Below are 22,133 nucleotides of genomic sequence, written 5' to 3' on the forward strand. Positions count from 1 at the left end.
TCCTTGTTGATAGCGCAATTCTAATTCTTAAAGGAACGGGGGAGAATCCCAATCCTTTAGGTTTGGGAGTATGTCAATTGCCTAATCATCTGTTTAATCAATGGTATAATCTTTGCTCTCCCAATAATGGTGATGCACCTAATATCCGGTTCGATAACAATAACAAACAGTTGATTCAAGTGGATAATACTTCATTCTATCGTACTGTTTCAATTGTTTCATGGCATCGCAAGATCTCATAATGTGTCCCTCTACGCGCAGACGAGCGTGGAAAGGAGAATAAAAATTGAACAATATATTTCTGAAAGATATGACTTATCGCAAGGCGAGGGTCATCTTGACCACGATTGGCATCACCGTGCTAATCGCCCTTATTCTAATGTTAGGGGGAATCATGAATGGTATGCGCATCCAAGCGCAGCAGTATCCTAAATTCACAGGAGCAGACATTTGGATCTCCGCAGAAGGCTCGGGCAGCGCATTTATCGGTTTTTCACTGCTTGTTCCAGAACACCTTGCTTATCTCGACGGCGCACAGCCCTTGAAGCCAAAATCGGTGTCACCACTCGTTTTCGCACATGCGCGACCTGTAATTCGTGGAAAACTTGGCAAAGCGGTTGTTGTGGGATACAAGGCGGATAAATTGGGGGGACCGACGCAGTTTGAGTTAACCGAGGGGCGACTGGTGACTGCCAGTCAGTATGAGGGATGGGCGGAAGCGGATATTCCACCGCGTGAGGTCGTCGTCGATGAAAAGATGAATCTCGAAATCGGGGAACGGATTTTGATCGGGAACAAAGAGCTTAAAGTGGTTGGAAAGGCAAAGAGCCTGATGTTTGTTCTCGACACGCCGCTGCTGTTTATGGATCTTCGGACTGCACAGGAAGTGCTGCTTAAAAATTCACTTCACGTCAATATGATGATAGCCCAAGCAGCGGAGGGATATACGCCTGAAAAAGCCGCGAAAGAACTCGAAAGCTTTGATGAACAACTCAAAACAATTGATGTACGCACCCTTAAACAAACACTTCGCGATATTATTGCTACCTATGTAGATGAACCGATGAAAGCTGTTCAATTTCTGCGAGTAATGCTCTGGATTGCCGCAGGACTTATCGTCGGAATGATCACCTATGTCACAACGCTCGAAAAAACGCAAGAGATCGGTGTCCTTAAAGCGATCGGTGCGTCCAATTTTTACATTTCGTCGCTGATAATTAAGCAGGTTGTTCTGATGTCGGTGGTAGGTGTGATTTGTGGACTGATTTTGTCGTACATCTTTGCTGTCGCTGCGCCAATCTTCGTCTCCATTCACCCGGTCGAATCAGGCATTGTCGCGCTGATCAGTTTTGTTGTGTGTTGCGCCGGTGGTTACCTCGCTGCGCGAAAAGCAATCAGCGTTGACCCAATGGTCGCATTTAGGGGAGAGGTCTAATCTGCGGAAGTGAAGCGCGAAAGGTGAGTAAACTTCTTATACAAATTTTCGATTTGGATTGAGCATCAACTGTCGCTTTTCTCTGTTCCATCTTCAGGGGAGGCGGTACAGAAATTGCTAAGGGAAATAGGGAGGAACCTGATGGGGATCGTTGTTGAAGGGAAAGGATTAACAAAATATTTTGGTGAGGGAGATGCGAGGGTTGTAGCTGTTGATCAAGTTGATATCGCCATTGAAGAGAGCGAATTGGTGATGTTCATGGGCGACAGTGGTTGTGGTAAGACGACGCTAATCAGTCTACTCGGTTGTATCCTTACACCGAGCGAAGGTGATGTTTGGATTGATAGAGAACAGATTGACTACCAAAATCACGACCTGTCCCAACTTCGCAGCGAGAAAATCGGCTTTGTGTTTCAGCTATTCAACCTTATCCCGTATTTAACAGCGGTGGAAAATGTGATGGTCGCCATGGATATTGTTGGTATGAAAGGTAACGATGCGGAAAAGCGTGCGGCGGAACTTCTCACTCAGGTTGGGTTGGAACAACGTTTACACCATCGACCCGCACAGCTTTCAGGCGGCGAAAAGCAGCGCGTCTCCTTTGCGCGTGCTCTGGCCAACAAGCCCAAAATCATCTTTGCCGATGAACCTACCGCGAATCTTGATAGCCGGCAGGGTGCGAATCTGATGAATCTTGTTCGGGAGCTGCGCCAAGAACACCAAACCACGATCGCAATCGTAACCCATCACGAGGGCTTAAAGAAGGATGCGGATCGGGTGATTCAGATGAAAGATGGAAAGATTTTGTCTGTGTAGTGCGATTGTCATGACTTCATTGGCAAACATTATGGTTATTGGGCCATCTTGGTGTCCATTAGTAGGAGCGATCTCCGAATCGCGACTTCTCTGAGTAGATTTACCAGCGTGGTGAGATAGGAAATAAGAGGAGATAACCCATGTCTACATCAAAATTTGTTCCCTTCAAGGAAACAGATCCTTACATTGACAGTGCTGACACCTTGACGGCACAATTTGCCGAGAACGGCTATCTCTTCTTTAGAGATCTGCTTGATAAGGAACGGGTAGAGACAGTCAGAGATAACATCGTTGACGTACTGAAAGCGCATGGATTTGTTGATAAAGCCGTTAACTCAGATCCGATTTGGTCGGGAAAATGGCCCGAAGCGAATGAGTTTTCACCCGACGGAACGGTTACAAAAGCTGTCGTTGATCTGGGTATACTCGAAGCGCTGTCTGTCGCACCTGAACTCATCGAAGTGTTGGAACGAGTACTGGGTGGAGAGGTTTTCTGCTGGGCGGATAACAAGGGCAGACTCCGACTAATGCTCAGTGGTGAAAAGAGTATGCAGGTCGCAGATGGCCCCAAGTTCTCTTTTACAACACCGCCCCATCAAGACTACTATTTCTTTCGCCCTGTGGAATTTTGCACCGTCTGGATTCCGCTAATGGACATTGATGCTTTCATTGGTGGGCTGGCGATTGAGCGTGATTCACACAAAGAGGGTTTACATGAGGTTTGGTGGAAGGGCAAAGATTATCTTGGGGTCGCTGAAAATCCAGGGCAAGCCAAAGCTTGGCGAGAAGAAGGAGGTGTCGTTGTTGCCGGTAAAACAAAGCCCAAGGATACAGTTCGCGTCTGGCTTCGATCCGATTACCAACTCGGAGATGTCCTTATTTTCCATCCATTGATGATGCATACCGGCGTGGCAAATGCTTCTGACAAAGTGAGGATTTCTAGCGATTTCAGGTATCAGCGTAAAGGCACCCAAACGAATTGGGAATCTCACACCCCTATGGTTGAGTCCTCGAAATACTTCGGTGAGATTTTTAAATGCTTAGATGAACTAGTTGTAAAAACAGGGGTGTATGAAAAAGTATGGGAAACCATGCGTATAGAAGGTCCGAACGGGAAGGTGGATTGCGATGTATCTAAGCGGGTGAAAGAACTGGTTGAACAGATGAACGCCTCAGATTAGCCACTATGCTATCATCGTCGAGCATCGATATCTTGAACAATGTTGCTGATTAATAGCCTTTAGACCAGTTTTTGCTGTTCAAAAATATGCCGTGTGAAACAGAGGGTAGTTTAAATGCAGTTAAAGGGACGGGATCATGATATATCAAAGCCGTCGCCGCAGATCAATCCATGCCTTACTTATTTCGTTGATTATCTATCTCTGCATCGCTATCACATGGACGTTCATATATTATCAGCAGGATGGAGAAGGATTTGAAGATTTGGTAGAGATTCAACTGCTCGATGAGAAAGATCTCCTCAAATCACGCCGAGAAACGCTTAAACCGCCACTACCGAAACGGATCAGGGCCCCACGACAGGTTCAATCATCAATTGCCCACCAACCCCAAACGATCGAACTGACAACCTCCGCAAATCGGATTAGTGAGACTCTCCAGCCATCAGCACAGCCCTTGCTTCACAGTGCAACCCCCAATCAACACAACCCCCAAGACCAACTTCCCGATGTTACAACAGTCTCAGAACGACTCAATAGCCGTGAAACACAGATTAGTGAAGAGGTTTCGACGCGCTTTCAAGTAAGCGACGGAGAAGGTGTGAGAAGCCATCGGCAGCGAGCCAAAGGCAGCGGTAAGGACGGCATCCATGCACTGGAATCTACTGGCACGTCCGATATCGGAACTGTTGGCGATCGGCCCGGTCAGCGTGGTACAGGTCAGGGGTATGGATCAGCCACGAGTGATAGCGCCTCCGATAGTCCCTTTGCTGAGGCTTTGCGTCGCATCGCTGACCATATCATTGCTACACGCATGAAGGATCAGGTTGATGTCGTTTTTGTGCTTGATACAAGTGGGAGTATGCGAGATAACATTCAGCAGGTTGCGGACAATCTGTTCAGTATGACCAATGCGTTCGACGAGATTAATCTTGAATATTTTCTTGGTATGACTGAATTTAGTGTTAGGCAGGAGGGACAGATACTGAAACGTCGTCCACTTGTGCCAGATGTCGGGATGCTTCGACATCAGATGAGAAACATCCGATTGAGTGGAGATGAGCACGCACTCGATGCAATAATGGACACCTTCAATTCCATGGAATTTCGTTCAGATGCCGATAAATTTCTGGTACTGGTAACCGACGAGCCGGCCACGACCCAGTTAGGAATGGGTTTTAGCCTTGATGAAGTGCGTCAGAAGGTTATCGATACCTGTCAGTTATATGAATTACATGTCAATGTGCTTGGACACACGGAGAAATATCAGATGCGTCTTGCGGAAGAAACCGGTGGGCTATGGCAAGAAATTCCCGGCGGGGTCAGACAGAGCACTAGTTTGCGGGCTTCACCTACTAGCAAGGGAGGTCTTGTTCACATCTTCCGTACAATTGCCATCGATATTCGTCGAAATGCAGGCGCACTGTTATTCAGCGTTGGGCTTGAGTTCCAAGCAGCCTTCGATGATCACGGACACTTTCTCACCAAAAAACTGCGTCGAGAGTTTCAAAAACACAATGCTATCCTTTCTGGCACTGGGAAACCTACCGAAAGCGCTACCACCTTGGTAAGGTCGCCAGGCGAGGTATGGGTAATCACCGATCATGGGAGTGGACGAGTCTATACAATTCGGAAAGAAGGGGCGAAACTCAATATCTATCTCGGTGGTCATCCTGAAGCTACTGCACACCCAATAGTAGACATCGTCATCATGCTCGATTATAGTCGTAGCATGGGCGGTAAGTCTGAAGCATTAATGCTAGGTATCAGCGCCCTTATTGGAAGATTGAATCTTTTGCCAATCGACTATCAGATCGGACTCATCCGCTTCGCAGAGGCAAAGGATGCAATCAAATCGGTTGATGGCGAAGATGTCATCCAGATGCCGATCAAGGAAACCGGCATACGAGACCTAATGACACTCCCCTTCGGCGGAGATGAACATCTTACGGATGCCATTGTGAGAGGGCTGCCACAATTTCGCTTTCGCCGCGATTCCCGTCGCTTTATCCTTGTGTTAACCGATGAGCCAACCACCGGCACTGTCCCACCGGAGCGTGCGATAACACTTTGCCAATCATTAGGAGTGCGAGCGTATGTCATCGGCGTGCCGGGAAAAGGCGACTTACAATGGAAATTAACCAAACAAACCGGCGGTCGGTTTTTCCCGATGCCGAAACACCATTCTCAAACATATCCGTACCAATAGGTTCTACTTTATTATATCAATTCTATAGCGCCGAACATTGCTACAACAAGCAATCGGATGATCTATATCGAAGCAATTTAGTGCTTGCATTTCCGAATGAGGTGTGCTAAAATCAGTTGGCGGTTTTCAAACAATTTTAGCAAAAATGGTTAAAGATAAATTCTACTCTGAGCTTGTGTGTAAACGCGATTAACGCTTAATTCCAAAACTATACTATAAGGAAAAATGCGATGGCAGATGTTCTAATTATTGGTGATGGTCCCGGCGGTTTAAGTGCCGCACTCTTCCTAGCCAAAAACGACATGAATGTAACCGTTTTTGGTCAAAATAAAACTTTGATGCATGACGCAATGCTTTACAACTACTTGGGCATTCCTCAGATAACCGGAACTGAGTTTCAAGAGGTTTCGCGTAAACAGGTCGAAGGATTTGGCGGCAAAATTCTTGATGTCGAAGTAACCGAGATTGAAACTGGTGGTGCTGAATTTTCATTGAGTACTGCGGCGGGCGATAAGCATCAGGGAAAATATCTTATCGTTGCAACCGGTTTGGAAGAAGCGTTAGCCGAAACACTTGGACTTGATATTGATAGCGATAATGATGATGCTATCGTTGCCGATCGAGAGGGTAAGACAGCCATTGAGAATCTCTATGTTATTGGGTGGTTGACTCGCGGTCAGCGAACACAAGCGATTATTTCCGCCGGCGAAGGGGCCGCAGCAGCATTAAGCATTATCTCGAGCGAAATCGGTAGGGATTTTCACGATTTTGATGTTGTTAAAGAAAATGGAGATGACGAGTAAGACACGGCAACTCGTCGGTAACTAAGATGCTCAGAGACATTGTCTCTGGGCTTTTTTTTAGAGCGGAAAAGTTTTCACAATATCTTAAGGAGAGCTGGAATGCAATGGTCCAGAATGATTGTAACTGAGATTCAACAGAGACTGTGCTGCTTCGTTTGTTTACTGTTTGCTTTGTGTACAGCGACCTTATATGCAGCCGGATTTGAAGATGTCGAACAAAAAATCAGGGAACATGTTTTGGCTAACGACATGAAGTTCATCATCCTTGAACGGCATGATGCGCCGGTGTTTTCCGGATATATCTATGTCAACGTCGGTAGTGCTGACGAAGTATATGGAAATACTGGAATTGCCCATGTCTTTGAACACATGGCGTTTAAAGGAACAACGACCCTCGGAACAAAAGGGTATGATGAAGAGAAGGCGCTTATGGACAAAATGGATGATGTGTTTGACCAACTCAGAGCCCAATGGGCAAAAGGAAATCATGCGGATGCAGAAAAACTAGGTGAATTAGAAGCGGAATTTAAGCAGCTTCAAGAGGAAGCCTCTCGATACTCCGATGGCGAAGAATATACGAAGATCTTAGAGCAGGAAGGAGCTGTCGGTGTCAATGCCGGTACTTCCGCTGATTGGACTGCGTATTTTTATAGCCTGCCTTCAAATAGGATTGAGTTGTGGATGGCACTCGAATCGGAGCGATTTATTGATCCCGTGATGCGAGAGTTTTTCAAGGAAAAAGATGTCATTAAAGAAGAACGACGGATGAGAACTGAGAGCAGTCCAATCGGTAGGTTGATTGAAGAACTCCAAGGACTGTCATATCTAGCGCATCCCTACGGTCATCCAATCATCGGTCACATGTCGGATATTAATACAACAACGCGAGCAGAAGCCCTTCAGTTTTTTAAGGAACACTATACCCCCGGCAATATGGTCGCTGCAATTATTGGTGATGTAAATGCGGATGAAGTTATCCAGATGGCGGAAAAATACTTTGGTAGAATGCCTGCTCGCCCAAATCCACCTCGCGTTGAAACTGCCGAGCCAAAACAGCTAGGGGAACGACGCATCAAAATTGTAGAACAGACGCAGCCATTCATCGCTCTTGCCTACCACAAACCGGAAGTCAGACATCCAGACAACGCTGTTTTTGGCGCAATAACGGATATCTTGGCTTCGGGCCGAACATCACGTCTTTACAAAAAATTAATTCGGGACGAGAAAATCTCCATCTCTGCCGGTGCCTTCCCGGGATTTCCGGGCGACAAATACTCCAATCTTTTCCTCTTCTATTCATTCCCCGCACAAGGCCACACCAACGCCAAAAACGAAGAGATGATCTTGGCTGAAATTGAAATTCTTAAAACGGAGTTGGTTTCGGAGGCGGAACTGAAGAAAGTCAAAACGCTTGCAAAAGCCGGATTGATTCGTTCGCTTCGTTCTAACAGCGGATTAGCTGGGATGTTATGCAGCGCCGAATTCCTTCTGGGCGACTGGCGGGAATTGTTTAAGTCACTTGAACGGATTGAAAAGGTCACGAGCGAAGACATTAAACGGGTTGCAAACGAATATTTTGTGGATGCCAACAGATCCGTGGGAGAGATTGTAACATCGACAGACGATGACGAAAAGGAGGAAAGTCAGTGAAAAAGTACCCCTTATATTGGCTAATAGGGAGTTTTGCCCTGATCCTTTTGATTACTGCTACTGGAGATGCACAAAACAAGCCCCATGAAGGGCTCGTTTATCCACCCCTAAATCAACCGCAGCCACCCGTTCCTGATCGGTTTGAATTAGATAATGGGATGATTGTTTATCTCCTAGAAGACCATGAACTGCCAATTATTGATATTTCTGTGCGGATCCGCACCGGTTCACTCTACGAACCCGCGGACAAAGTTGGGCTGGCAGCGATCACCGGGGCAGTCATGCGAACAGGTGGCACTACAAGTAAAACCGGAGATGAGCTTGATGAAATTCTGGAGAATTTAGCAGCGTCCGTTGAAACGGGCATCGGTGACGATGCCGGCTCAGCGTCCGTGTCAGTGTTGAAGGAAGACCTTGATACAGGGCTATCCATACTCGCGGATATTCTCATGAATCCTGCGTTCCGAGAGGATAAAATCGAGTTAGAAAAGGTGCAACATCGCAGCGGCATTGCGCGGCGAAATGATAATCCGGGAGGAATCACGAGGCGAGAATTCAGTAAACTCATCTACGGTGCAGACAGTCCGTATGCACGCACAACCGAGTATGATACGATCAACAGTATCACCCGTGATGACCTCGTAGCGTTCTATCAGAAATTTTTCCGCCCGAACAACATCATTTTAGGTGTGCTTGGAGACTTCGACTCCGAAACTATGCTGACAAAGATTCAGGAGGCTTTCAAGGGATGGGAACCTGCGGAAATCGACCTGCCTGAAAAACCGAAAATTCCCGAAATGTATGGGAAGAGAGTCGCGCTAGTCAACAAGGATGACGTGAACCAAACCAATATCCGTATGGGACACATTGGCTGGTTGCGTAAGAATGAAGACTATCCTGCCCTGGTCGTGATGTCCCAAATTCTGGGGATTGGGTTTTCCAGCCGATTGATAAACAGCATCCGAGTTGAAAAAGGGCTGGCATATTCTGTTGGAAACAATTACGGCGCGGGTTACGATGTTCCCGGTGTCTTTTTCATTGCATGTGGAACCAAATCGGAAGCCACCGTAACAGCAATCGAAGCGATTCTGGTCGAAGTTGAAAAGATGCGGGCCGAAGAGGTCACCGACGAGGAGTTAAAACAAGCAATTGATGGTTTCATGAATTCTTCTGTGTTTGACTACGATACCAAGGGAGAAATTCTGTCTCGTGCGCTCCGGTATGAATACCATGACTATCCACAGGATTTCGTTGAGCAACTCATGGCGGGGATTCGAGAAGTCACAAAAGCAGATGTCAAGCGTGTTGCTGCTGAATACCTGCACCCCGATAAGTTCACCCTCATCGCTGTTGGTAAAGCCAGCGATTTTGATAAACCGTTGAATACGCTTGGAGATGTCACAGAAGTCGATATTACCATTCCACTACCCTCTCCTGAACCTGTTCCCGAAGCGGGTGAAGCGGATGTTACAAAAGCCAAAGCAATTCTCGCCGATGTTATTGAAGCGCACGGTGGGCTTGATAAACTGAAGTCGGTGAAAAACATCATTACCAAAGGGAAAATGGTTGTGAATACGCCCGGTGGAATGATGGAGCTTGATGGGGAGGTAACGATAGTATTACCGAACAAAGCGCGGGCAGATCTAAGTATGCCGGCAATGGGTATGCGGATGAGTCGAATTTATGATGGTCAATCTGGGTGGATGGTGATGCCTCAAGGGGTTCAACCCCTTCCTCCAGCTTATGTTGAAGAAGGGAAAAAAGAAATTTTTCGAGACAGTATTCCCCTGCTAGCCTATGTTTCTAATGAGGAGGTGTCTGCTCAATATCTTGGTGCAGAAGATGTAAACGGTAAAATGGCAGATGTCATTCTAATCAGCGATACGCCGGCGGATACCCTTAAACTCTTTATTGACCAAGAAACAAAATATATTATTAAAAAAGAGTATCAGTCGCTAACGGATCAGGGACCTGCGGAGCGAGAGGAGTTCTTGGACGATTATCGAGAAGTTTCCGGCGTGATGATTGCCTTTCATACTGTTTCGTTCGATAATGGTGAGCAATCTGCTGAGATCACGTTCAGCGAAGCCACGATTAACGCCGAGGTGGATGAATCGTTATTCGAGAAATAATTTAGCAATGTCCGTAATGAGTCAATTTCAATAGTGCCTTACAATGACAATGGTGGTTGAGGCGTGAATCAAGACGGTACGGATCTTATCCAGCGACATGAGGATTGTAGGAAACCAAATCCATAAAGGAGCTAGCCAATGTCAGATGATCTTGTTATACTTCACATATTTCCATCTGAGACTGAAGCAAATATCGTCAGGTCAATGTTGGACGCCGAAGGAATTTCTGCTGCTCTATTCAAGGACGATGCCGGCGGGATGCATCCTCACCTACAACCCACTCGAGGAGTAACGCGGAAAGTAAGAGATTCTGAACTCAAGGAAGCTCAGACCATCCTCGCGGCGTCAGACAATTAGAACGTGGATGCACCGATAATCGGATATAGCAGTGTGCGTACAATTGGAGACGAAGAGTATCACTTCGACGATGTTACCGCTACTATTGAGAGGTTGGAGTGACTATGATGGTGCCGCCTCGAAGTCATCGCGTTGAACCCAGAAGGTCTGAACCACACTTATTTAATGGTGTAGCATTTTTGCAACGACAGTGTGACATAGTTTCAACAGCTGCTTCGCGATCACGATGCCCCCTTTGAGGCTATTGTGCATATCAAGAGCAAGCAAGGTTGTCCGGAAAAAGCGTTTGCCAAAAAACTTGGCTTCTCTTAGCACTGTGTGCTACCTTTTTGTATGAGTTCTGCGGGTTGGACAACAATGAACAAGTGGTGTTCACGTCCCGATAGATCGGGACCCTCGAAACGGGATTTCACTCATCACGTTTTACGTCCTTTGCGTTCTCTTTCGGCATGAGTGGCTATGGTATCCAAATTGCTTGTGATTGGTCAACCAAATCGATTTCGTTTGGCAACCATTCGCATTGGATCTTATCTGGATTTGTTGAAATCGCAAAGAACCTAAGGCGGAGAATCGTATGAGTAAGCAGAACATCACCGAATTTGATGGACTAGATTTGGAGCTTTTTTTTTGCACAGAAATCTTAAAGTTGACCTCATTGCATTATGGATATTGGGAGGAACGCGGAAAGCTAAAAGAAGAAGGTGCAAAACTAACGCTTGACTGCTTGCGAAATGCACAGCAAAAATATACAGATATACTCATATGGATGTTGGATGTGGAATTGGAGATGTGTCGAGAGCGCTCGCAAAATTGGAATATGATGTAACCGCTATTTCACCCGATAGTAATCATGCGAAATATTTTGAGAATCTTCTCTCACAATTAACCTTCCTGCAGACAAAATTTGAAGACCTCGACATTGATGACAAATTCGATCTGATCCTCATGAGTGAATCTCAGAACTATTTCCCAACTGAAATCGGATTCCGCCAATGCACTACACTTTTGTCGCCTGAAGGATATTTACTTGTTTCGGGGATGTTTAGAAAAGATAGTGATAGCGAATTTACAGAGGTTCCCAATACCATTGCGGATTATGCAAAAACTGCCGAGAAGCACAGCCTGTTATTAATCGAAAATGTTGATATAACCCCAAACATACTTCCAACTATCAATTTCATATATGAATCGATGGAGCGTTATGTCGAGCCAAGTGTAAAAATGTTAAATCAATTTATATCATCAATAGCACCTGTAAAGAGCTGGTTCATTAAAGTCTTTTTTCGGAAGCAGATGAAGAAGACCCTACAGCTTTATAATTATTATAGAAAAAGAACGGATCCACTTTTTTTTAAAAAGAATATAGTTTATGCCAGACTCCTGTTTCAACACAATGTCTAGGCTTGAAACGTAAAAATTTACCCAGTTTCCCTTTCGCAGCCTGCCCCTATGGCTCTTGAACGCTTAATTTCTCACCGATGATGTGACAACGGATACTCGATTGATACGCTACTAACCCCTGACCTATTGAAATTCTCCAATCTGCATGACTGGTCGTTAAATCCGTAAAGAGTATAGGGCAATACGCATCACGTGCCACCTATCATGAAACATATTGTACAGTCCATCAATAACTGGCTGAAATTACGAGTTATCGAAATACAGGAATTTGTAATTTTCATGGCGAATGTTGCAAGGAGCTTATACAGAAAACCTCGATATTGGAACGATTTCTTCGATCACATGGACATCATGGGGGTTGGTTCGATTCCTATTGTACTTATCGCGGGAGGGTGCATTGGAGCCTTGATCACATTGGAAACGCTCGTAGAACTACGTACCTTCGGGGCAAACGTGTTGTTGGGAAAGTTGACAGGGCTTTCGATTATACGTGGTTCGGGACCCGTCTTCACGGCGATGATTGTCTCGACCCGTGTGTGTTCGTCCGCTGCCGCCGAGTTAGGCGCAATGCAGGTAAGCCAGCAAATTGATGCCTTGGTGACGATGGGAGTAGATCCTTTTCGGAAGTTAGTTACCCCACGTATCGCTGCTGGGACGCTTATGTTTCCCGCGTTGGCGACTGTCAACGGTATTGCGGCAATCCTTACAGGAGCTTTGGTTGCGCAGCTTTCGGGCGCAATGAGTCTATCGTTTTTCCTAAATCAATCCTTGAGCAGCATCACTCCCGGCGATGTTCTCTGGGGGCTAACCAAATCAACTGTATTTGGTTTTATTGTTGTTTCAATTGCTTGCTACTACGGGCTACGTATTCAGGGAGGCACCGCAGGGGTTCGGGCCGCCGCATCGCAGGCGGCAGTTGCTTGCGTACTTCTCATTCTGATCTCTAATTCTATCATGACAACAATTGTTCATGCATTTTAGCGCCAATTCATTTTATGCGGAAAATCAGTTGACACTTTCATTTGCCACAGATAGCGTTTTCCACTCTGTTTCGACACAAATTTTCTATGATTGCACTCAAGAACATTAACTTCTTCTCTAGCGATGCACAACATATCCTCAAAAACATCACTTTTGACATTCCAACTGCCAAGGTGACCGCTATTATTGGGACGAGTGGATCTGGAAAGACAACCCTCCTTCGCATCATAGCGGGGTTGTATGAACCGACAAGTGGTGAAATCTGGATCGATGGACAAAACCTAGCCGCACTTCCAAAGACCAAGCAGCAGCAGATGCGGAGCAAAATGGCTATCGTGTTTCAACACGGTGCCCTCTTTGATTCACTCACGGTTTGGGAAAACGTTGCCTTCCCATTTTATGAACAGGGCGCAATGCCGGTTTCAAACATGAGGGAAGAAGCAGAGAAATTACTGGAGATGGTTGACTTACACGGTGCAGCAGATCTCTCGATCGATCAATGCAGCGGCGGGATGCAGATGCGAATCGCCATTGCCCGGGCACTCGCCTCTTATCCTGAGGTTATCCTGTACGATGAACCCTCTAGTGGCTTGGATCCAATTGCACGAGGTCTAATCTGTGATCTCGTCCAAAAGCAACAGATTCAGCAACGTATGACTTCAGTGCTTGTTACCCATCAACTCTCTGCAGCGTTTCAAATCTCCAACCATTTCGTTTTTCTATACGAGGGCGAAATTATCTTTGAAGGAACTGCCGATGAATTGATGGAAGCAAAAGACCCCTATATTCAACGCTTCATTCAGCCGCCGAGTCGGTCTTATCGAACAACCGATTATGTGCGTTTGTAACAAGTTTGTAGTGTAACGGGTTGTCGTATTTTTATGGAGGTAATAGCCATGCGATTACAAAGATCACAGGTCACGTGGTCACAATTACGCGTCGGAATTTTCTCACTGATTTGTGGCGTCACCTTGCTGTGGCTTGCCCTTTTTGCTGCCAATGGCTTAAAGGCAGTTCAAAATCGCTTTACTGTGCAAACCGTTATTGATTCCGCATCTGGATTAAAATCGGGGGACGTGGTCCGTTTAGCGGGAGTTGAGGTTGGAACGGTCAAGACAGTTGAATTCGTTCGCCAAGATGACGTGGAAAAAGTACAGATCCAGTTGAATCTAAATCAACAAGCCGCGCAACGAATCAAGAGTGATTCAATCGTTCAAATCAAATCGGTCGGTTTTACTCAAAGCCGATATGTCGACATCTCACTAGGCACACCCCAAGGCACCCCGGTATCTGAAGGTGCCGCGTTAAGAGGAACGGTCCCAACCGAAATGTCCAGCCTGCTAAATCATGCAATTGTGGTGAGTGAAAATATGAATAGTTCCTTAACCCGATTTGAAAGCCTTGTGCACCGACTGCAATCTGGCGATGGGACCTTTGCAAAATTGCTATCGGATGCAGCGCTCTACGCAAATCTGGATCAGGCGACAAACAATGTCTCTGAGTTCGTTGGAGAGTTAAACGAAGGGGACGGTCTGCTTCCCCAGCTCCTCTCCAAGAAAGAGATTGCTGAAAATGTCACGCAAAGCACCGCTTGGGCAGCAAAGTGGGGGCAACAAGCAGTTCAAGGCGAAGGCACGTTAGGAAAACTGAATACTGACCCTGCCCTCTTTAATCGAGCAGAACGCATCTTGGAAAGTCTCGAAAGTCTTGAAGCGCGTTTCAATCGACTTGATGCACTGATCGGCTCCGCCGATGCGCTCATCCAGAAAATCGAGAGCGGTGAAGGAACGGCAGCCAGAATCATCAATCGTCCCGATCTGTATGATCAATCTGTCGTAACCTCCCAAAAGGTAGAACAGTTAATCGATCAGGCGCAATCGGGTGAAGGTACAGTTGGCAAGCTCGTTTCGGATCCGTCTTTGGCAGAATCTATTACAACCTCTACCGAATCAATTGCCCAACTCACCGACAAACTGAATACACCCGGAAACACGCTGGACAAACTGACATCAGGAGCTGAGCTGTTCAATCATCTAACGGCAATGACGAAACAGTTAGAAACCGTGCTCGTGAAAATTAACACCGGAGAAGGCTCCCTGAGTAAACTGGCCAACGATAAGAAAACTGCTGAAGAGCTTTCAAAACTAATTTATAACCTCAAGGTACTGGCTGCGGATATTGAAGCACATCCCAAAAAGTATGTAGGATTCAGTCTGTTTTAGGATATTTGGAGATAAGCGCACTCATTATTTTTATGTTCAACGCCTAAGACATCGGGAGAACCAATGAATGGATCTATTCGAAAAATGCTATGATTTTAGCTATGGCAGAAGCAAGCGGGGACAAGAATATAAAGCAGTGCTCGAGGCAGAAATTTATCCGTATTTCATTCCAATCGAATCTTCTGCAGATACAGAGGTCATGATCAATGGTGAGAGGAAGGTGATGATTGGATCGAATAATTATCTTGGGTTGACACATCATCCGAAAGTCCTTGAAGCTGCTGAGGTAGCTGGGCGAAAATACGGCTCTGGCTGCACAGGCAGCCGATTTCTGAACGGCACCCTTGATATCCATATTGCGCTTGAAGAAGCACTCGCAGAATTTGTCCACAAAGAAGCTGCATTGGTTTTTAGCACTGGATTTCAGGTCAATCTTGGCGTTATCGATACCCTTGTGGGACGCAGGAACATCGCTTTCATTGATTCGTTGAGCCACGCGTGTGTTGTTGATGGGTGCCGCCTCTCCTGGGGAGAGATGACAAGGTTCCGACACAACGACTTGGACGATCTGAACAACAAATTGAAAAATGCTGATCCTGATAGAGGCAAACTGGTTGTCGTTGAAGGGATTTACAGTATGGAAGGCGATATCGGGGACCTGCCCGGCATCATAGACGCAGCTCAGAAATACCAGTGCCGTCTGATGGTTGACGATGCGCACGGGGTTGGTGTACTTGGCCCAACCGGTGCAGGTGCCGCTGAGCACTTTGGTGTTGAAGATGATATCGATCTGATTATGGGAACGTTTAGCAAATCTTTCGCATGTATCGGTGGATTTATCGCTGCAGAAGCCGCCGTCGTTGATTACTTAAAACACCATGCAAACACCTTCCTTTTCAGCGCAAGTATGCCGCCATCAGCGGTCGCAACAGTCCATGCCGCTCTGGAAATCATCAAGGCAGAACCGGAACGACGCAAACGACTGTGGGAAAATGCACGAAAAATGCAGGAAGGTCTCCAATTGATGGGATATGACATCGGGGATACGCAAACCCCCGTTGTGCCAGTGATTGTTGGCGACGATATCAATACCTTCATGTTATGGAAACACTTATTCGATGCAGGTGTTTTCACCAATCCCGTTGTCAGTCCGGCTGTGCCTCCCGGTGGTTCCCGCTTGCGCACCAGTTATATGGCAAGCCATACCGATGAACAACTCGACTTTGTCCTTGAGCAATTTGATAAAGTGGGCAGGAAGTTGGGGCTGATCTAAAAGCTGGATTATCCAAAAAAATAGGTGGATCTTCACAAAATGCGTTCCAGTAGACAATCCCCTGAAGTTGATGTGTCTCCTGTCCAATCCCCAGCCGATCTAAAAGCGTTTATCAACCTGCCGTGGACAATCTATCGTAACGACCCCCAGTGGGTCCCTCCGTTACGCAGCGATCTCAAGAAGCGACTTGATAAATCCCGATATCCCTTCTTTGACCATGCCGAAGCCGAATTTCTGATCGCTCGACGTGAAGGGCGTGTTGTAGGGCGCATTGTCGCCATTAAAAATGATGCTCATATCGACTTTCACGAAGACCAAGTAGGGTTCTTCGGATTCTTTGAGTCAATCGAAGATTCAGAAGTTGCTGCGGCGCTGTTTTCCCATGCTGCCCAATGGTTGCGAGAACGCAAACTCGAAGTAATGCGCGGTCCCGTGAACTACTCGACAAATGACGATTGCGGGTTACTTGTCGAGGGCTTCGATTCCCCACCTGTGATTCTGATGTCCTACAATCCGCCCTACTACCCTAATCTCATCGAAGGCTTTGGTTTTAAGAAGGCAAAGGATCTGTTCGCTTACGAAATAACCGATGATGTGCAGGTGCCGGAACGTCTTGAGCGCACAGTGCAATGGATCAAAAAACGCAAAAAAATCACAATACGTCCCCTTGTCAAGAAACAAATTCATCAGGAAATTCAGCGAGTCAAGGAGATCTATAACTCTGCATGGGAGAAAAATTGGGGCTTTATCCCAATGACGGACCGAGAGATCGATTACATGGCACAGGAGTTGATACAGATTATTGATCCCGATTTGCTGCTCTTCGCCGAAATTGAAGAGGAAACTGTCGCTTTTATCCTCGCGTTACCCGATTTTTATGTTGCGCTACAGCACGTCAACGGTCGTCTGTTTCCGTTCGGACTCCTGAAGCTTCTCTGGCACAAACGTAAAATTGACACTGCTCGTGTGCTAACGTTTGGGATTAAGGAGAACTATCGGCAACAGGGAATTGACGCGCTGATGTACTATGAAGTTTATAAAATCGGCGTTGCAAAGGGGTATCGGCGAGGGGAGATGTCGTGGATTTTGGAAGACAATATATTGATGAATCGGGCGGCTGAAAACATGGGAGCGACGCTGTATAAACGCTACCGCATCTATGAGTATCCACTGTCATAATATTCTTACTCAAAAAATGCGGTTTTGGTATCAGTAGTAGAACGAAAGGGCTAGATCAAATGGCAGAATCCGACGATGGAAGGCCCCACGGTAGGCGTACATTCTTCCAGGAAGCATTTACAAGGCTCGTTCAGCCGGTCGCTGAGTACTTAGATACGCAGATTGGGCCACATCTCCCCGCCGAGAAAGCCCTGTTACGACCACCTGGTGCACTCCCGGAATCAATGTTTTTGGAAACCTGTTTGCGGTGTGGAAACTGTGTCGACAGTTGCCCCGCAGATGCCATTCAGTCCTTGCTGAGCGACCAGCCCGATCTAGCAGAGACACCCTACATCAATCCAGGTGATCAACCGTGTGTTGTCTGTGATTCACTCGAATGTATGCAAGTCTGCCCAAGCGGCGCTTTGCAGCAGTTATCGGTCCATGAGATCCAGATCGGTTTAGCCGAAGTCAACTATGACATCTGTCTGCGCTCCAACGGGGTTGATTGCCGCGAATGTGTTGATAGCTGTCCAATTGGCGAAAAGGCAATTCGGCTCGATCCCGAAAGACGAATCGAAGTCCTTGCTGCTGGCTGTATTGGCTGTGGCGTGTGCCAGTATCAATGCCCAACAGCTCCAAAATCTATTGTTGTTCGACCACTTCAGGAATATACAGAAGCCCAAAAAGACTAACAGCGAGTGTGAGATTTTTTTGAATGCAGAATCGGTATAGCCTGAACCCTCACAGATTGTTACGTTATCAATCTCCAAACTGAAAATGGATCTACGGTTCTTCCTGTTATTGCCCCAGCCTAACCCTCCAGTCTTCCAGTCTTTTTCTTTACGAGTTCTCTGGTTCATCGCTGCTTCCATGTTATTGCTCTTGCCCTTGGGTGGAGTATCCGCTCAAGAAGCCATTCGTATCCTCTCACATGACTTTGACCCGGCCAATATTACAATTGGGGATAGGATTCGGTTGCGGCTGCGAATCGAAGCCGATAAGAACTTGCCTATCTACTTAGATCCCATAGATCTTAGCGAGCATGAGAATCTAGAAGCAGATAAGCCTCAGGTGAAACAAATCGAATCCGAAAGCCCACCGACAGGTAAAACACACTATGAAGTAATCTACCCACTACGCGCCTTCGCTATCGGTAAACACAGCCTTCCTCCCATCACAATTAAATATACCAGCGCTGATGGAGACAGCGGAAGTATCCAGACACCTGCTTACCTGTTTGAGGTCCGGTTTATCAAGCCCGCCGGTGCCACCAAGATGAAAGGGATCAAGGGCCCTTGGTCCGTGCCCCCGAATTGGTTCCTTTACATTTTAGCAGCACTTATGGCGATTATTGCCATCGGAGCGACTATCTTTTTTTATCTACGCAGGCGGGCTAAACCCGTGAATCTACAGCCCGAAGTACTGCCCCAACGTCAACCTCACGAAATCGCTTATGAACAACTGAATCGGATAGAAGGAATGAATTGGGTTGCACAGGGTGAAATGAGAGCATACCACACTGAAATCTCTCATGTTATCCGTCAGTATATCGCGGCACGATATCATATCCCTGCGCTTGAACTGACCACACAAGAGCTACTTGACCGTTTGCAGCCCGAAGATATCCCAAAAGATCTAGTGCAGCAGTTTTTCGCTAACTGCGATTGGGTCAAGTTTGCTCGATACAGTCCCACAAAGCCAGAGGCCCATGAGCGGATGGAGGAAGCGCGCCGAATTGTCGACGAGACGAAACAGTTTGGGGTAGGGGTGAGCGAGGAACAGGAAAGCGAAATTCGTGGAGGTCAATAATTGCGGCGTTTAAAGTTTGGAGGGGGAAGAAGAGGAAGGAAAGAAAAAGTCCTTTTTCCTTCCTTCCAATCCTTGTTCCTGTCCGCCGTGTTGAAGGTGAGATCAAAAATCTATACGAAATGGCGAGACGGTTGAAAGGTGGCGAATCGCGTTATTATACCGGAACCATCTTTCGCACACCGTTTTCGTACCGAACCTCATAATCTCCTTCAGGGACGGGTATAGCACGGATAGCCAACTCTTCTTGGGTAATCAAGGGTTCAGAAAGCATCAGCAGGTCGTCCAAGGATTCTTGAGGTGTTTTGCCTGTGGTGTCAACCACAATCTTACGTCCATTCTGAGTAAAGAGCGACTTTTCGATCTCCTTCTCGAAACGCTGTTTGACCTCCGCTATATCTCCCTCCTTAATAATTTGATACTCGTGTGGCTCTGCATGCATCCGTTCCCGAATTGCTTCATCACTAGCGGTTACATGAATCATAACCACATTGGGCAAACGGGCTTCAAATACTTGTGCTTCGTAAATCCGTTGTGCCCTGTACGAGTAATTCTTATAATAGGGACTATCCGGATCATCGCCGTACATGTCTGAGTAAACCGCTTCCTCAATATGCCAGCCTGCAATTAAGGTGTTCGGATAATTCTTGATGACTTCAACATGGTACTGAATCTGCATCCGTTGTGAGCGTTCTTTAACGTCATCGGGAAAATTAACCATCAACGCTCGTGATTCTGCACTCAAAGAGGCATCCGGAAGGGTGAAATGGTCGTCTCCGTGGACAGGTAGTCTGCGCTGCCGATAATAAGCGTCTAGCAGCTTGATTATGGTCGATTTTCCAGCATATTCAATACCAACAAAGACACATCGCATAATAGAAAACTCCTCTCTTACCCCGTCAATTCTGTAGTGACGGCTTTATAGTTGTTAAAGGGGCTATTCGCATGAAAACCTAAATTCCATAGAGGCACGCTGATGAATCATCCGCGAAGCCCTACAAAATCTGCGATTCTATGGCGGGTGATTATAGCATGATTCTATCGTAAAAGCTATCACTATTTTGCTAGCGTCTCATGTTAAGAAATCGTACAGCACAAACCGTAGGGAACAACGATCGTTGTTCCTTTCTGTCTCGGTTTCTGTTAGCGTTTTGCATTTTCTTTCAGCATGAGCCCCGTAGGTCGGGCATCCCCGATAAATCGGGATCCAAAGCGACTTGCCCGACCTACAAAGCCCTAGCGGGTCGATGTGTGTATAGCATAATGAACTAATGAACCAATGAGCTTACCCATTTAATACCCCTTCTGTTTATCCACGAGGTTGACCAACGATTCACCTTTGATGTAGCGGTGCAGATTATCAACGAACAGGCGCATGGCACGAGAACGCATATGCTGCGATGCCCCTGCACTATGGGAGGTCAAAACCACATTTGGTTCTGTCCATAGCGGGCTATCCGCCGGACACGGTTCGGTGTAAGTAACATCTAACCCCGCTCCAGCGAGTTTGCCGCTGCGGAGTGCTGCAATCATCGCATCTTCATCAATCACTTTACCTCGGCTAACATTGACAAGATAGCTTCCATCCGGTAAAAGATTAAACTGCTCGTGCGATAGAAGTTTGTGAGTTTGAGGAGTACTTGGACAACAGACCATCACGACATTGGACTGTGTCATAAACTCCGAAAGCCAATCCAGTCTGCCCAGTTCATCGACACAATCCGGTTTCTCCATCGGCTCCGAATCAACTGCGATGACCTTAAACTCAAACGCCTTTGCCCGCGCTGCAATCGCTCGACCGATGCCACCAAGCCCCAAAATTCCCATGGTCATCCCCGCCAATTCAATGCACGGGACGCGCTCCCAGTGTTTCTCCTTCATGAATTCCAGTTGTGCCGGAATGCTACGCGTCAGGGAGAGCAGAAGTGCGAAGGCGTGCTCAGAAATTTGTAAGCCATACAGTTTCTGACAGTTGGTCAAAATTACATCGCTTGCCTTGAAGGCAGGATACATCGTACCTTCAACGCCTGCTGAAGGTTGCTGCACCCAGCGTAAAGCTTTGGCTTTGGGAAGATCTGCTTCACGGATCCCGCCGTAAATAATCTCGGCATCTGGGAGGTGATCGTCCAATGCCTCACCCGGCGCTAGGAACTGAATATCTACCTCTGATGGTGCATCTTTAAGTATGGCTTCAACTTCGGGATCTTCACGTCTTGACATTAACACCTTGCGTTTAGACATCATAGCCTCCTGTTGGGTCTACTCAATTGAAACCTTCACACCTGCTTTCGCGCTATCGTAAAGGGCATCAAGGATTGTCATGAACATATAGGCATCTGCAGCAGAAACATCCGGCTCAACTTCGCCAGCAATCGCCATTGCGAAATGCTCAATCTCATAAAAGAAAACAGGGCGGGGTTCAGGGGGTTCACTGTGCTGTATATCTAGCGGTTCATCAATCTTCTCGCGGATAAACTCGCCATCTTTGTGTCTCGAAATCCCGCCGCCTGTGATTGCACCGGTACTGCCGTAAAGTTCAATGATAGTCGGTGTAGGGGTATGTACCATCCGTGAGCAATCGATCTGAATCGTTTTCCCTCCCTCCAAACCGACCAGTCCGGTAAAGTAATCATCAGCGGCACCTTCGGGACCATCGTATGCCGGATAGACCACATGCTTGGCACCAAACGCCCACATCGGCTTCGGACA

21 protein-coding genes are annotated in these 22,133 nt (G+C 46.7%); 18 read left to right on the forward strand and 3 right to left on the reverse strand.

Features of this window, described 5'->3' with window-relative positions:
- The 18 genes from J4G02_14545 to J4G02_14630 form a co-directional block, all read left to right on the forward strand.
- A partial coding sequence (locus J4G02_14545) for a hypothetical protein (protein ID MCE2395793.1) occupies positions 1-242 on the forward strand: 242 nt, incomplete at its 5' end.
- 44 nt (positions 243-286) lie between these two features.
- On the forward strand, positions 287-1,435 hold the full coding sequence (locus J4G02_14550; GenBank protein ID MCE2395794.1) for an ABC transporter permease: 1,149 nt from the start codon (positions 287-289) through the stop codon (positions 1,433-1,435).
- Between the two features lie 141 nt (positions 1,436-1,576).
- Positions 1,577-2,251 (forward strand): ABC transporter ATP-binding protein, encoded by a 675-nt coding sequence (locus J4G02_14555; protein MCE2395795.1) that lies wholly within the window; start codon positions 1,577-1,579, stop codon positions 2,249-2,251.
- Positions 2,252-2,391: 140 nt separating this feature from the next.
- A complete protein-coding gene (locus tag J4G02_14560) occupies positions 2,392-3,432 on the forward strand; it encodes a phytanoyl-CoA dioxygenase family protein (protein MCE2395796.1) in 1,041 nt (346 codons plus the stop codon).
- Positions 3,433-3,568: 136 nt separating this feature from the next.
- Positions 3,569-5,638, forward strand: coding sequence for a VWA domain-containing protein (locus J4G02_14565; protein MCE2395797.1), 2,070 nt, complete (start codon positions 3,569-3,571; stop codon positions 5,636-5,638).
- A gap of 230 nt (positions 5,639-5,868) precedes the next feature.
- Positions 5,869-6,441: an FAD-dependent oxidoreductase gene (locus tag J4G02_14570; GenBank protein MCE2395798.1), complete on the forward strand. Its 573-nt coding sequence runs from the start codon at positions 5,869-5,871 to the stop codon at positions 6,439-6,441.
- 99 nt (positions 6,442-6,540) lie between these two features.
- Entirely contained in the window at positions 6,541-8,091 is a 1,551-nt protein-coding gene (locus J4G02_14575; GenBank protein ID MCE2395799.1) for an insulinase family protein, read from the forward strand.
- Positions 8,088-10,223: an insulinase family protein gene (locus J4G02_14580; GenBank protein MCE2395800.1), complete on the forward strand. Its 2,136-nt coding sequence runs from the start codon at positions 8,088-8,090 to the stop codon at positions 10,221-10,223. Before J4G02_14575 ends, J4G02_14580 begins: the two co-directional genes overlap by 4 nt.
- Before the next feature lie 138 nt (positions 10,224-10,361).
- Complete coding sequence (locus tag J4G02_14585) at positions 10,362-10,580, forward strand: hypothetical protein (GenBank protein MCE2395801.1); 219 nt, start codon at positions 10,362-10,364, stop codon at positions 10,578-10,580.
- 574 nt (positions 10,581-11,154) lie between these two features.
- Complete coding sequence (locus J4G02_14590; protein ID MCE2395802.1) at positions 11,155-11,406, forward strand: hypothetical protein; 252 nt, start codon at positions 11,155-11,157, stop codon at positions 11,404-11,406.
- Positions 11,370-11,981 (forward strand): class I SAM-dependent methyltransferase, encoded by a 612-nt coding sequence (locus J4G02_14595; GenBank protein MCE2395803.1) that lies wholly within the window; start codon positions 11,370-11,372, stop codon positions 11,979-11,981. The genes J4G02_14590 and J4G02_14595 overlap by 37 nt, the downstream gene beginning before the upstream one ends.
- A gap of 204 nt (positions 11,982-12,185) precedes the next feature.
- Entirely contained in the window at positions 12,186-12,962 is a 777-nt protein-coding gene (locus J4G02_14600) for an ABC transporter permease (protein MCE2395804.1), read from the forward strand.
- Between the two features lie 86 nt (positions 12,963-13,048).
- On the forward strand, positions 13,049-13,810 hold the full coding sequence (locus J4G02_14605) for an ATP-binding cassette domain-containing protein (GenBank protein ID MCE2395805.1): 762 nt from the start codon (positions 13,049-13,051) through the stop codon (positions 13,808-13,810).
- A gap of 48 nt (positions 13,811-13,858) precedes the next feature.
- On the forward strand, positions 13,859-15,184 hold the full coding sequence (locus J4G02_14610) for an MCE family protein (protein MCE2395806.1): 1,326 nt from the start codon (positions 13,859-13,861) through the stop codon (positions 15,182-15,184).
- 67 nt (positions 15,185-15,251) lie between these two features.
- On the forward strand, positions 15,252-16,457 hold the full coding sequence (locus tag J4G02_14615) for an aminotransferase class I/II-fold pyridoxal phosphate-dependent enzyme (protein MCE2395807.1): 1,206 nt from the start codon (positions 15,252-15,254) through the stop codon (positions 16,455-16,457).
- Between the two features lie 39 nt (positions 16,458-16,496).
- Positions 16,497-17,636: an N-acetyltransferase gene (locus J4G02_14620; GenBank protein MCE2395808.1), complete on the forward strand. Its 1,140-nt coding sequence runs from the start codon at positions 16,497-16,499 to the stop codon at positions 17,634-17,636.
- A gap of 59 nt (positions 17,637-17,695) precedes the next feature.
- Positions 17,696-18,310 carry a 4Fe-4S dicluster domain-containing protein gene (locus J4G02_14625; GenBank protein MCE2395809.1) on the forward strand — a complete coding sequence of 205 codons (615 nt, stop codon included), beginning with the start codon at positions 17,696-17,698 and terminating at the stop codon, positions 18,308-18,310.
- Positions 18,311-18,488: 178 nt separating this feature from the next.
- Positions 18,489-19,427, forward strand: coding sequence for a hypothetical protein (locus J4G02_14630; GenBank protein MCE2395810.1), 939 nt, complete (start codon positions 18,489-18,491; stop codon positions 19,425-19,427).
- A 154-nt stretch (positions 19,428-19,581) separates the two neighbouring features.
- On the opposite strand, the gene J4G02_14635 is transcribed toward J4G02_14630, so the two are convergent.
- The 3 genes from J4G02_14635 to J4G02_14645 form a co-directional block, all read right to left on the reverse strand.
- Positions 19,582-20,298: a hypothetical protein gene (locus J4G02_14635; protein ID MCE2395811.1), complete on the reverse strand. Its 717-nt coding sequence runs from the start codon at positions 20,296-20,298 to the stop codon at positions 19,582-19,584.
- Positions 20,299-20,717: 419 nt separating this feature from the next.
- Entirely contained in the window at positions 20,718-21,665 is a 948-nt protein-coding gene (locus J4G02_14640; protein MCE2395812.1) for a D-2-hydroxyacid dehydrogenase, read from the reverse strand.
- Between the two features lie 18 nt (positions 21,666-21,683).
- On the reverse strand, positions 21,684-22,133 hold a 450-nt coding region (locus tag J4G02_14645; protein MCE2395813.1), incomplete at its 5' end, for a hypothetical protein.

The sequence above is a fragment of the Candidatus Poribacteria bacterium genome (genome assembly GCA_021295755.1).
Taxonomy (GTDB): domain Bacteria; phylum Poribacteria; class WGA-4E; order WGA-4E; family PCPOR2b; genus PCPOR2b.